Here is a 12,655-nt window from a genome sequence, read left to right as displayed (position 1 = left end):
GGGCATTCATATCACAGTCAGTCGCGATCATCGCATATCCAGTATGCTATGTGAAAACAACCATGGAAAAGCCATGCAGGGGATACTACAGCTGCACCGATTGAAAAAAGCGATCGAGGCTGAAAACACACGATGAATGTCAAGACAGCGAATGCGATAGACAGCTATGTCGGAGCGCGTATCAGAATGCGCCGGCAGTTGCTCGGGATGAGCCAGGAACGGCTTGCCGAGCAGATCGGCGTGACCTTTCAGCAGGTTCAGAAATACGAGAAGGGCATCAACCGCATCGGCGCGAGCCGTCTGCAGCGGATCGCCGATGTGCTTCACACGTCGCCGAGCTTCTTCTTCGAACAGGAGAACTCCGAGCCGTTGACGCTGCAAGGGCTGGATCTGTCGGCGAATACTGATCCAGTTGCCGAATTCCTGCGAACGAAAGAGGGATTGGTGCTCAATCGCGCCTTTCTGAAGATTGCCGACCGCAATATCCGCGAAACGGTCATCGCGCTGGTGAAGGCGATGGCGCAGGCGGAAAGTCGCGGCGTAACATCGCGAACCTCCGTAACGGATATCACTCTTCCGCTCGGAGAATAGCCAGGGATATCGGCAGGCAGTATCCGCATGAAGCTCAGGCTCGAGTCATTTGGTGAGTTGCGGCTGATCGATCTGGCCGGGCAACCCGTGGCGTTCCCGGAAAAGGGTCTGCTTGCGATTTGCTATTTGCTGGATCGTTATCTGCAGAACGGGGCCGGGAGCGAATATCCGCGCTCGGCGTTGGCGCGGTTCCTGTGGGACAGCCATGACAATCCTGACATCATGGCCAACCTGCGCAAGACCATATCGCGCATTCAGGCACGTCAGACCGAGCTCGGCACCGAGCTTCTAATCTTCACGGCGACCGGTGTGCGGATCAAGCCGGATGCGTTTGTTTGCGATCTCTTCGAACTCGCCAAGTCCGATGGCGGTGGCGCACTTGAAAATTTGCGGCGGCTGGTTGCCGTCCTACGCCAGGATTTCCTGGCTGTGCTCGCCGACCAAAGCGTCAGCACGCAGCAATGGATCGCCGGCCAGCGCGACAGGCACATGGCGATCCTGGTGGATGCGATGAAGACGGCGCTGCCCACGGCCCGGTCGCGAGAGGATATAAGCCTGATCAAGGAGGCGGCGCTCAGGATTTTCCGCGATGCACCTGATGACGAGAATATTCGTCGTATCCTTCTCGAAGCCTACGAATCCGAGGGGCAGCTGGAGAATGCCCGCCGGCTTTTTGAGGCCAGCAGGCATGGTTTGGAAAGCGCACTCGATATCGGCCTTGACGTTCAGGCTTTGAGAGAGGTCCGCAAGGTCTTTGCCGGCAGTCAATCGCCGCCGAGCGTTATGGAGCCACTGAGCGACGGCGGCAGTCGGGTTGCTCGTCCCCTGCCCCGTCTCGTGCTGCTGCCACCTGGCGGGATGGATGCGGCCGGTGCTTTGCCGATGCTCTGCGGACCGCTGATCGAGGACGTGACGATCGGCCTTTGCGCGCTGAATACCGTGTCCGTCGTGGCGCCGCATACGGCCGCTCGGATCGCCGGTCATGCCGACAAGGCCGAGCTGATCCTGCGTCACTCGATTTCCTATGTTCTCGATACGAGGCTGACCGATCATGCGCTCTTTGTTCAGCTGATTCATGCCAGCGGCGATGAGGTCATCTGGGCCGAGCGTTTCAACCTCGAGAAATATGATTTGATAAGTCATCGGCGCGACATTGCGCGGCGGATCGCCAGGGAGCTTGCCGGGCAGGTTCGCCGGCATGAAACCATGCGCCACTCCTTCGAGGGCAATTCGGCCGCCTATCACAGCTACCTTCTTGGCCTGCGGGACGTGAAGCGGCTTTCCCTTCCCGATATTCGCCGCTCCCGGAAAGCGTTCCGCGAAGCGCTTCAACACAGCGCGCATTTTGCCCCTGCACTTAGCGGATTGTCGCGCACCTTTGTCGTCGAATGGCTGCTGACGGCACGTGGCGACAGAGAGCTTTTGGGACTTGCAGAAGATTATGCGAACCGGGCGATTGTCGCCGATCCATCGCTCGCTGCCGGCTTTCGCGAGCTGGGCGTCGCCAAGCTTTATCTCGGGGACATCGATGAAAGCCTTCTGGCGCTGAAGCTCGCGGAAGAATTGAGTCCGCATTATGCCGACGGCATTGCAAGTTATGCCGATACCCTCGTTCATGCGTCGCGCCCCTCCGATGCGCTGATCAAGATCGATCGGGCCATCTCGCTCAACCCGCTGAGCCCGACAGATTATCTATGGACGGCGGCCGGCGCCAATTTCGCACTCGGCCATTATGCCGAGGCGCTCGAGCAGATCTCCGCAATGGACGACCGCACACCGGCCGACCGGCTTTCGGCTGCCTGCTGGGCCATGCTCGGCGATATGAAAAATGCGCGTCTCTATATGCGCAAGGTGCGCGAGATCTATCCGGACTTCGACGTCGACAAATGGCTTTCCGTCGTTCCCTTCAAGGAGCAGTGGCAGAAGGAGCAGTATCGTGAGGCGCTGCGCCGGGCCGGTTTCTGAGATCTGGTTCTGAACGCCGGGAAGTCCTGTCACGCCTGCGTCACGCGCGTCTTTCGTTCAAGGCGATTGAGCTGTCTCCGCTTTGTCGGCATGCCCTGGAAAGATAAGCCGGGGGAACACTCAGATGCACGAAACAGCCGAAGCAACCACCACCCAGAAGAGTGAGGAAGAGCTCAAGGAGCTGGCCTCGCTCGCCAGGCTGGTCGCCTATGCCCGAGAGACCGCCAGGCAGCTGAACGCTGAATTCTCCGCCTATTGCCTGGACCTTGCGCTGGGCGCCTTGCTGCAGGACCTGGATAGAAGCGGCATGTCCCTGTCTCAGGCAAACGTTCAGGACAGTTTTCTGCCCGGCATGCGGCACGGACCGACCGCCGAGGTGTTTTGCCATTATGGCTCGAAACGCATCTGATGATCGAGGGAGGCAGCCGGATCAAGAATTTCGCCGGCCTCCTGGGTTTTCCAGTGGCCCCCAACCGATTCCAAAGGACGACGGGTCCAGATGAGTGGAGTGACGCGACGTTGGAACAGTCGCACTCGATCCGCAACAGGGAAGGTTCGGCATACGAAAAAGCCTGCCGCGGGAGGAGGTGCGGCAGGCTTTCTGAAAACCGAACAGCGACTGGGAGGAGGAGTGCCGCTGTTCCGACAGACGTCCCTTGGGAGGAGGAGTGGGCCGTCTGAAAGTCGAAGCTTTGCGGGAGGAGGTGCATTGCTTCGATGGGTCTGATTATACACCGACCATGGATGGTGCCAATGTCTTATGCTGCACTGCAGCTATGCAAGGAATACAAGGCGGAAGGCTTACAATACGAACGAGGACCCCAACGAGCTCAGCCACAAAAACGCCCGCATCAGGAGCGGGCGTCAAGCGGCGTTCGATATCAAATGCTGTGCGATTAGCGCGCGATCGATGCGCGGGCAACGCTGCGGATGTCAGCGCGGTCGATACCGAGGTCCTGCAACTCACGGCTGGACATGCGGCCGAGTTCGGTGACGGTCTGACGGAACTTGCGCCAGTTGTTGAAAGAGCGTGCTACGTTCATGATAATCCCCTTTCCTGAGGGCTGTCTGACGTCAGCAACCTTGCTTGGCTCCGGCGTCGTTTCGATGATTGGAATATAGGAGGTTCAATCGGTTTAAAACAGCGACAATCTCTCACCTCAGCTATGCGATGAACGCATAGGCTGTTTCTTTTTTGGGCGAATAATCTCTTTTTTAAGCCGCGGAGGTGAAAGCCGTCGGATCGACGGAGTTCGTGTCTCGCGTCACAGAGTGAACCCGATGCTGCGAACAGTTCTTGATGGCACGTGTTGAGTGCCAAGCGCCCGAAGTATCCGACATATCCGGACGGAAGCGCTGAGCGGCATATCCCAACGCCACGGCGTGACGATATCGGGGCCTAAATTCTCCGAAGAAACAAGCAGGATCCCTGCCACGCTGAGCGTCTTGCTGAACAAAACCGGTTGGCCAAGGCACTGCTGGTCTGCGGACCCTGATTTGCGGAAGCGCTCCAGTGCCTTCGGTGAAACGATGCATCGCTGAAGGCCCCAAGTGAGGAATTCGTTGGGAAGAAGAGGCTATCGAAGGCGGCTGTTTCGGGCAAGCGGCCAAAATTAGAAAATTCTATCTATGGATTTCATAGATTATATCGTTCCATCGCCCTGTCGATTTTGACAATGAGATTTTCGAACGCCCGGCGGATGCTTCGCTCGGCGCATGTGACTTGCCGTCTTCTTCCAAGATCAACCAGGAGATTTCCATGAGCAATCCAGTTCTCGTCAATCAGATCATTCCCGAGTCCGATGTCGGTGCCGCTGACTGGCCGCGTCGGCGCCGAAATCAGGGGTATCCGCCTCGGCGGAGACCTTTCGGATGCAACGGTGGCGGCCATCAACCAGCTTCTCCTGAAACACAAGGTCGTCTTCTTCCGCGACCAGGAACATCTTGACGATGCCCAACAGGAATTATTCGCACGCCGCCTGGGCGACCTTGTGCCTCATCCAACCCAGGGTCCGGTGACCGGCACGGCCTCCATCCTCAATCTCGATTCCAGCCGCGGCGGCGGCAGGGCGGACCAATGGCACACAGATGTCACCTTCGTGGATGCCTATCCTAAATTCTCGGTCCTTCGCGGCGTCGTCATTCCGGCAGCTGGAGGTGATACGATCTGGTCCAACACCCATGCCGCATACGAAAGTCTGCCGGCATCGCTCAAATTGCTGGCGGACAATTTATGGGCCATTCACAGCAATGCCTATGACTACGCAGCCGTGCGCCCTCGTGCCACCGCTGAAGAGAAGAAGCATTTCGAGGACGTTTTCACACCTCGACCATCTACGAGACCGAGCATCCGGTCGTGCGTGTCCATCCCGAAACCGGCGAAAGATCGCTGCTGCTCGGCAATTTCGTTCAGCGCCTGGTCGGCTTGTCGAAAAGCGACTCCGCGAAACTCTACGAGGTGTTCCAGTCCTACGTTACCGCCCCGGAAAATACCGTGCGCTGGCGCTGGAGAGCCGGGGATGTGGCGATCTGGGATAATCGCGCGACCCAGCACTATGCTGTCAACGACTACGGCGACCAGCACCGGGTCGTGCGCCGCGCCACTGTTGACGGCGACGTCCCCGTCAGCGTCGACGGCCGCCGCAGCATAACCCACGTCAAGGCCGCCAAGCCGAAAGCAAAGGCCGCGTAAGCGCGGCCGGACAGGGGGCGACCATGCAGCTTCATATGCCGCGGCGCCTGCCGCCGCTTGCGCCACCGACAGTCATCCAGGCATCGCGAACAGCCTGACGGCGCCCCATTCGCGACCCGCTGCATCGCCCAGCGCGGCGATGCAGCATTGGTCAGCTGTTGCCATCCATTCACAGGTTGGGACTTTCACACGTCGTCACAGGCTTTGACGACGTGCTGCGCTTTTGGCCACGTCACCAATCCAGCTGCTGAGCAACGACGCAGCCGCATGGCTTTGCAAGACGATCTGAGGCACCAGATCGATATCCGGAAGGCTGCCCAGGCCGAGCGGTCCCATTGCGAACAGCCCATGTAACGCGCTCGCCTTGGTCCGCCCGCATTCATCTACGACGATACCGATCTCGAGTTCGTCACGCCTTGCAAGCCCCGCAACGATAAGCGAACGGACAAGCGGGCTATCGGTCCCGGACGGCCGGAAGCGGCAGTCTATCGTCAGGTCCGCGGGAAGGACCTCGAGCCCGGCCGGGCCTGAAAACAGCACGCCGTTCGTGGCGATGCAATTCACTTTTCCCTTCCTCACGGCGATCGCGCCGCTGGCGATCGCATGATGCAGGCGCTGATAGTGCTCCGGCGGCAAGCGGTTGCGATGACTGTCGTAAATGGCCTTGACGTGGCGTTTGAACCGCGCCCGCTCTTCCGGCGTCAATCCCGCCCAGAGGTCGCGCGCACGCGAACGAAACCCGTTCATAATGCCTTGCCATCCCGAACCTTCCAGATCGGCTTTGCCGGCGGCCTCACGCAGGAAACGGAACGCGCCGCGTAGCGTCCCCGGCATGGGTTGGTCGGTGACAATAGCTCCGACGGCGGCGGGAGCATGCGACTGAGGCAGGAAGCCCGATTCCGAGATCAACGTGACATGGGAAATCTTGGCGTCCGCCAGCAGTCCGAGCGCCCTGTCGACCGCGTGGATGCCGCCGCCGATCACGACGGCGCTTTGCGCTCCACCGGCAGGCGCCGCCTCCGAATTTTCCCGCATCCCGTAACCAGTGGCGAGAAACACCGCGTCAAAGCGGGTTCGCTGCTCCGCTCCAAGGAATACGGAATAGCCTCCGTCCAGATGCCTATCGATCGCCGTTACAGTATCCGAGCCAAATTGGACGATGACATCAGGCCGACCGGCCAGGGCTTCGGCGAAGCGTTTGTACACATAGGTGCTGAAGATTTCTCCCGGCACAAAGGCGTGTTCGAGACCGGCAGGATCCGAGATCAGCCGATCGCGCCACGTGTCATCGGTTTCGAGCCACCGGCGAAAATCGTCCGGCAGCTCGGGATCAACGGAAAGGTCGCGAACGCGGCTGGTCAGCACCGTCGACGCGGGCTGACTTATGCCCTCGCCGATATCTATCTTTGCTCGCGGATCGAACATCACCAGATGGAAAGGCCGATCAACTCTTTTGAAAAGAGCGATTGCGGTCATGATCCCCGTGAAGCCTCGGCCGACAATCGCAATCCTTGCGAGGTGGTCCGCATCCTGGCTCTTCGAATTCGAAGAACGTGACGAGAGAAGAGTCATTCATCGGCTCCTTCTGCGTTGGACCGGTCGATCTAAATTCGCCCGATCCGACCAGTCGCATAATTCTCTACTAAAATAATAGAAAATCATATCCCGAACGCAAGCACTATTCGACCTGGAACGATGACTGCGTGGTTTTGGCGTCTGGCGGGCCTTGGCCGCCTTCCGGCTGCCGGCTTCACACATTCCCGAGCACGGCTGCTGGGCCATGCTCGGCGATACGAAAAATGCGCGTCTCTATAGGCGCAAGGTGCGCGCGATCTATCCGGATTTCGATGTCGACAAATGGCTTTCCGTCGTTCCCTTCAAGGAGCAGTGGCAGAAGGAGCAGTATCGTGAGGCGCTGCGCGGGCCGGTTTCTGAGATCTGGTTCCGAACGGCGGGAAAGTCCTGTCACGCCCGTGTCACGCGCGTCCTTCCTTGAAGAGGACTAAGCTGTCTCCGCTTTGTCGGCATGTGCCGGCAAAGGAAGCCGGGGGAACACTCAGATGCACGAAACAGCCGAAGCAACAGTCACGCGGAAGAGTGAGGAAGAGCTCAAGGAGCTGGCATCACTCGCCAGGCTGGTCGCCTATGCCCGAGAGAACGCCAGGGAGCTGAACGCCGAATTCTCTGCCTATTGCCTGGATCTTGCGCTGGGCGCCCTGCTGCAGGACCTGGATGGAAGCGGCGTATCCCTCTCCCAGGCAAACGATCAGGACAGTTTTCTGCCCGGCACGCGGCACTGAACGACTGCTGACTGTCAGGTATTTTGCCACCATGGCTCGAGACGCATTATATGGCCGAAGCCTCCGGTGAACTCGAGTGCCGGCAATATCGGCAGCCGGCGTCGCAGACCCGACAGTCCGCCGGCTGCCCATGCTAGATGATCATCGTGTCGAACAGGCGTGACCGCGATGCCAACAGAGGCCGATCATCATGACTAGCGTGCGTCTCCCGGGTAACGTTCTCGTCGCCGTCATGATCGCCTGCGTCGCCACGTGTTACGGCTTCGGCCTCAGCCTGTTTCCCCAGATCATCCCCGACATGCGGAAAGATCTTGCCTTCGACTATGCGTTCGTCGGCACTGTCACCGGCTTGGTCCAGTTTTCCACGGTGGCATTTGCCGTGCTCGGTACCTGGCTCGTCCATCGCATCGGTGCCGCACGGACGGTGGTGGCGTCCGTGTCGCTCTGTGGGCTTTGCCTGTCGGGCATCCCCATCATCGACAATCTCTATATTGTTGCCGGCCTGCTGATGGTCGCCGGCGCGACGGGCGCATCGACCTTCGTGCCGATGATTAACCTCGCCTCGCGGGTGGTGAGAGCAGAACAACGCGGCTTTGCCATGAGCCTGATCTCCAGCGCCCCGGCCTTTGGCGTCCTCATCAACAGCGCACTCGTGGCGGCATACGCCGGAAGCGGTCACTGGCAGATGGTCTGGTATCTCACAGGCGCCGCCACGATCACACTGGCCATTGTCACCCACATCCTCTTCGGGCGGGCCGGCCTCTTCGACGGCGGGACAAGTCACGAAACGCTCGCGTCAACTGCCGGCGCTTCAGCAAGCCTGCGCTCCATCATGCCATGGGTGGCGCTGATCTTCGCGCTCGGCTTCATCAACGGCCTGATGCCCTATCCCTATCTCACCTACCTGTCGCCGTTCCTGCGCGAGGAACTCGGCTATTCCGTCGGCTTTGCCTCCTGGCTCTGGGCAACGATCGGGGCCGTGGGGATCGGCGCAGGCTTCGCCATCGGCACAATATCGTCGCGCCTCGGATCGCGCTATGCCATGCTAGCCTGTTACTCAAGCTTCCTCGCCGCCGGCGCCCTCGTCGTCCTCGATCCCTCGATGGAGCTCTCGATCCTGTCAGGCATCTTCTTTTCGCTGGGCTTTTATCCGATCTATGGCCTGCTGCCGGCCTACGTCTCACATCGCGCCACGCCACGCCTTGCGGTGACCGTCTTGGGCATCTGCACCGTGTTCCAAGGCATCGGCGGCACTACAGGGAACTTCTTTGGCGGCGTGATCAAGACATCGACGGAGAGTTTCAGCGGCATCTATCTCGCCGTTGCAGTCACGGCCGCCGTCGCGGCGGCGATGACGATTTTGCTGCCGAAGGATCAGAGGGTGCCGGCCGAGTAGCGTCTGCCGAGGCTGCCTTTGGCGCAAACGCTATTATATGTTGGCATCCTCGCCGCACGCGCCCACTGTTTTTTGCCGGTCAGGCCTTTTCGAAGAGTGGCGAGATCACCATTTCCGGCACCAGCACCAGACCCTTGTCGGTTATCCGGATTTCCGGGATGACCGATAGCGGGATGAGGTTGAAGCCCATATAGGCGATGGTGCAGCCTGCCTTTTCCCATTCGAGCTTCAAGGCCTTTACCTCGTCGGCAACCTGGTGCACGCGCTTGTCGGACAAAAGCCCGGCGATCGGCAGTGGCACCATGGCCGTCACCTTGCCATCCATGACGACACAGACGCCACCCTGCCTTTCGGCGATCGCATCGAGCGCCACCTGCATATCCGCTGCATTGGTGCCGGCGACAATGATGTTGTGGCTGTCGTGGCCAACCGAAGATGCGACCGCGCCTTGTCTGAGGCCGAAGCCGTTGAGCAGTCCGTGGGCGACATTGCCGGCAGACTTGCCGTGACGCTCCACCACTGTCACGAAGCAGAGGTCGTGCTTGTCGAAATGCGCCTGCCAGTCATTGGCCGGCTCCAGCGTGACGGTGACATGGCCGAGGGTGATGCCAGGCAGCTCCGTCTTGATCGTATGAGCAACGACCGTCTCCGTTGGCAGGTCCGGCGTCAGTTTGAGGTTCTTTGGCAGCTTGACCGTGTGGTAGGCGGCATCCGGATAGCGGTACGGTTTCGACAGGGCTTCGTCGAGGATCGGCGTGATCTTCTTGCCGTCGACGACGAGTTCGCCACCATACCAGGTGCTGACCGGCGTAAGGTCGTCGGTGAGAAGCACCAGGTCGGCGCGGCGTCCGCCGCCGAGACCGCCAATTTCACCTTCCATTCCGAACCGCGTCGCGCCGTGCAGCGAACCCATCGCCCAGGCCTGTTCCGGCCTCATGCCGTATTTCACGGCTTCGCGCGTTACCCAGTCCAGGCCGAAGGCGAGCAGATCCTCCGCATCACGGTCGTCGGTGCAGACGGCGACGCGCTTGTGGGAAGCGCCGAGCTCGGTGATCGTCTTGATCGCCTGCGGTAGCGAATGCCAGGGAGTCGTCGGCGGGCCGCCGCGCAGGAAGATCCACACGCCGGCTTCCAGCAGGTCGTCGGCAATGTCGCGGTCTATGGCTTCATGCGTGTCGGTAACGCCGGATGCGGCATAGGCGGCAACGAACTCTCGTCCGTAGACATGGCCCGATACCGGCCTGCCGCGCTCGAGTGCTGCAGCCAGGATCGCATGGCTGCGCTCGTCGCCCATCGCAACGGGGACGAAATCCATCTTCTCACCGAGAGCCACCGCTTCCGGCCATTTGTCGAACAGCGCCGCGATCTTGTCCGGCGTCAGGTCGCCGCCGGCTGTTTCCAGATCCGGCGTCGTCGCCGGCACGGTGCTCGGTACGGTCAGGAAGATCGACAGCGGCGCCTGCCGTGCATCCTCGAGCATGGCCTCGACGCCGGCGACGTCCATCACGTTGCCGATCTCGTGGCTGTCGCAAAAGATCGTCGTCGTGCCGTTGAGGAGCGCCGCCTCGGCATAGGCGCAGGCCGTCACCATCGAGGATTCGATATGGATATGCGGATCGACCAGGCCGGGCGCGATGATGCCGCCCTTGGCGTCGTAGAGCTTAGCGCTCGCGCCCCTGTAGCTGCCGGCCGGCTTCACGGCCGCAATGCGGCCCCCCGAAATCCAGACTTCCCGTCCGTCGAGAAAGCGCTCCGAATAGGTGGACAAGACGCGCGCGCCCTGGATGACCAGGTCTGGTTCGCGACGAGCGGAGGCGACATCCGCAAGACGGCGGGTCATGGTCGAGAGCGGCTGAACGGAGAAGCGGGTAAGCGTGCTCATGAAAACCTCATTTCCAGGACGGGGAGAACAGGCAAGATTGTAAGGAACGCCGTCGGCGGAAGGAAGCACCAATAGTTCTTGTCTCTGGCGCAGGCCCCGGCCTATTGGAACGGGGCAACAGGGAGGGATGCCCTACCGCTCAGGGCAACCGAGCAAGACTGACAAGCTTCTGGTGAGGACGCAAGGCTTGGCGGATCGCCTCCATCGAACCGGACCAGCGTACTCGCGGCATGGGGCTCAACGAACCGGTCGATACCGTCGAAGATGTCGTAGATCGGCACAGGCATGGATTTTGTACTCCGGTGCGGCTGTCGCGTTGATCTCTCGATCGATCTCAGGCGTCAGCCCGTCTTCCGGCGACGGCAGAATGAAGAAACGAAAAAGGCTGCCACTCGGAGCCGGATAAACGGCACGGCGCCGGTCGCATCGAAGCTATGCCAGTTCTCCTTGTCCTGCCCTGGCACGAGGTCGACCTCCCGCTGGCGCCGCAGCCCGGAGCGACCGGCATCGTTCATTCCGGCTTCGAGAAATCTTGTCTTGAACGTCATGCGGTTTCTCTCACGGCTTCGTTCAGCCGGCGGAAAAGCACCTGTCGGCGATATCCCGGCCGATCGGGATCGACGATGTGGCCGCTGGCGACGGCGCATTGCAGACGTGCAGCATGCGACCCGTTTTTAGGAACAGGAAATCATGCTCCAGGCGCCCGTCCCGCATGACGGCCTGGGCCCGGATGCCCGCTTCCATCGGCTGAAGGTCTTCGAGTGTCAGCGATGGGCAGTATTTGCGGCACGCTTCCAGATAGTTTTTCCGCCACAGCGAGTCCCTGAATTCGTTCACGGCGCCCCCTGCGTTCTTCCAGAGAAGCCGCCATAGGCCCGGAAACGAGAGACACTCGCTGAGATCCCGGATGTTTATGCTGAATTTCGGATACCCCTCGCGCGCCATTCCCAGAACCGCATTGGGTCCGACGGTAAGGCTGCCGTCGATCATCTTGGTGACATGAATGCCAAGGAATGGAAGCGACGGATCGGGCACCGGATAGATCAGGTGCCTGACCAGTCCATTCCGCGACGGCGGCAGACGGAAATATTCGCCCCTGAACGGTATGATCTGATGATCGATCTTGAGGCCCGCAAGTTTGGCGATGCGGTCGGACTGCAGGCCGGCGCAGGCGATCAGCTGTCTGGCCCGCCATTGGCGATCACCCGCTGCAATCTCCACGAGATCCAAGGTTTCGCGGATCGCGGAAACCTGCGTATTCAATTCGATTTCCACGCCCTGAGCGGCCAGATGAGCGCCCATGGCGACGCACACAGCCTTGTAGTCGACGATACCCGTCGCCCCAACGAAAATTGCCGCGACGCCTTCGACCATGGGCTCCCGTTGTTTCAGCGTCTTCCGATCGAGCCATTCGATATCGATGTTGTTGATCTTTGCCCGTTCGGCCAGATCCTTCAGGCGGCGGTGTTCGAGCTCGTTGGTGGCAACCACCAGTTTTCCGCATTGTTCATAAGGTACAGCCTTCTCCCTGCAGAACGCCTTGATGGCATCGGCCCCCTCCCGACAAAGGCGCGCTTTCAAGCTGCCTGGCGCATAGTAGATTCCCGCGTGGATGACGCCGCTGTTGTGCCCTGTCTGGTGGAGGGCCAAGCCAGGCTCCTTTTCAAGGAGAACGACACTTGCACCGGGGCGCTTTTCCAGAACGGCCATGGCGGTGGCAAGACCAACTATACCGCCGCCTATGATGCAGACGTCGTGAATCATTGTGACACTCATTCCCAATCGATCGAAGTTAATGCTGAGCGAAAGCTTGGCGCGTTCGGCGATTC

11 protein-coding genes and 1 pseudogene are annotated in these 12,655 nt (G+C 60.2%); 7 read left to right on the top strand and 5 right to left on the bottom strand.

All coding sequences use genetic code 11. The annotated features are described in order from the left end of the window. The first annotated feature begins 132 nt into the window (after nt 1-132). The 3 genes from C3Y91_RS00880 to C3Y91_RS00870 all read left to right on the top strand — a co-directional run bounded on the left by C3Y91_RS00880 (nt 133) and on the right by C3Y91_RS00870 (nt 2,965). Nucleotides 133-591 carry a helix-turn-helix domain-containing protein gene (locus tag C3Y91_RS00880; protein WP_024323465.1) on the top strand — a complete coding sequence of 153 codons (459 nt, stop codon included), beginning with the start codon at nt 133-135 and terminating at the stop codon, nt 589-591. Nucleotides 592-618: 27 nt separating this feature from the next. Next, nucleotides 619-2,556 carry an SARP family transcriptional regulator gene (locus C3Y91_RS00875; RefSeq protein ID WP_130663024.1) on the top strand — a complete coding sequence of 646 codons (1,938 nt, stop codon included), beginning with the start codon at nt 619-621 and terminating at the stop codon, nt 2,554-2,556. A 124-nt stretch (nt 2,557-2,680) separates the two neighbouring features. Then, a complete protein-coding gene (locus tag C3Y91_RS00870; RefSeq protein WP_075223638.1) occupies nt 2,681-2,965 on the top strand; it encodes a hypothetical protein in 285 nt (94 codons plus the stop codon). 487 nt (nt 2,966-3,452) lie between these two features. Here C3Y91_RS00870 and C3Y91_RS00865 read toward each other — a convergent pair whose 3' ends face one another. After that, complete coding sequence (locus tag C3Y91_RS00865) at nt 3,453-3,599, bottom strand: DUF1127 domain-containing protein (protein ID WP_003552150.1); 147 nt, start codon at nt 3,597-3,599, stop codon at nt 3,453-3,455. Between the two features lie 716 nt (nt 3,600-4,315). Here C3Y91_RS00865 and C3Y91_RS00860 point away from each other — a divergent pair. After that, nucleotides 4,316-5,248, top strand: a pseudogene (locus C3Y91_RS00860) (TauD/TfdA dioxygenase family protein). A gap of 195 nt (nt 5,249-5,443) precedes the next feature. Here C3Y91_RS00860 and C3Y91_RS00855 read toward each other — a convergent pair. After that, on the bottom strand, nt 5,444-6,724 hold the full coding sequence (locus C3Y91_RS00855) for an FAD/NAD(P)-binding protein (RefSeq protein WP_246780163.1): 1,281 nt from the start codon (nt 6,722-6,724) through the stop codon (nt 5,444-5,446). Nucleotides 6,725-6,974: 250 nt separating this feature from the next. Between C3Y91_RS00855 and C3Y91_RS00850 the strand changes: the two genes are divergently transcribed. From C3Y91_RS00850 to C3Y91_RS00840, 3 genes are all read left to right on the top strand, one after another. Then, nucleotides 6,975-7,244: a hypothetical protein gene (locus C3Y91_RS00850; protein ID WP_075223635.1), complete on the top strand. Its 270-nt coding sequence runs from the start codon at nt 6,975-6,977 to the stop codon at nt 7,242-7,244. Nucleotides 7,245-7,308: 64 nt separating this feature from the next. Beyond that, the gene (locus C3Y91_RS00845; RefSeq protein ID WP_024323471.1) at nt 7,309-7,548 is read left to right on the top strand and encodes a hypothetical protein; all 240 of its coding nucleotides are present in this window, start codon (nt 7,309-7,311) and stop codon (nt 7,546-7,548) included. Between the two features lie 190 nt (nt 7,549-7,738). Then, nucleotides 7,739-8,944 (top strand): MFS transporter, encoded by a 1,206-nt coding sequence (locus C3Y91_RS00840; protein ID WP_168574877.1) that lies wholly within the window; start codon nt 7,739-7,741, stop codon nt 8,942-8,944. Between the two features lie 79 nt (nt 8,945-9,023). Here C3Y91_RS00840 and C3Y91_RS00835 read toward each other — a convergent pair whose 3' ends face one another. The 3 genes from C3Y91_RS00835 to lhgD form a co-directional block, all read right to left on the bottom strand. After that, a complete protein-coding gene (locus C3Y91_RS00835) occupies nt 9,024-10,826 on the bottom strand; it encodes an adenine deaminase (protein ID WP_027688832.1) in 1,803 nt (600 codons plus the stop codon). A 341-nt stretch (nt 10,827-11,167) separates the two neighbouring features. Next, entirely contained in the window at nt 11,168-11,374 is a 207-nt protein-coding gene (locus C3Y91_RS00830; protein ID WP_027688833.1) for a hypothetical protein, read from the bottom strand. A 22-nt stretch (nt 11,375-11,396) separates the two neighbouring features. Continuing rightward, the gene (lhgD, locus tag C3Y91_RS00825; RefSeq protein WP_081377678.1) at nt 11,397-12,602 is read right to left on the bottom strand and encodes an L-2-hydroxyglutarate dehydrogenase; all 1,206 of its coding nucleotides are present in this window, start codon (nt 12,600-12,602) and stop codon (nt 11,397-11,399) included. Between the last annotated feature and the right edge of the window lie 53 nt (nt 12,603-12,655).

Origin of the sequence: Rhizobium ruizarguesonis (assembly GCF_012349115.1) — a bacterium.
Lineage (GTDB): Bacteria > Pseudomonadota > Alphaproteobacteria > Rhizobiales > Rhizobiaceae > Rhizobium > Rhizobium ruizarguesonis.
This window is presented reverse-complemented; position numbering and strand designations above follow the sequence as displayed.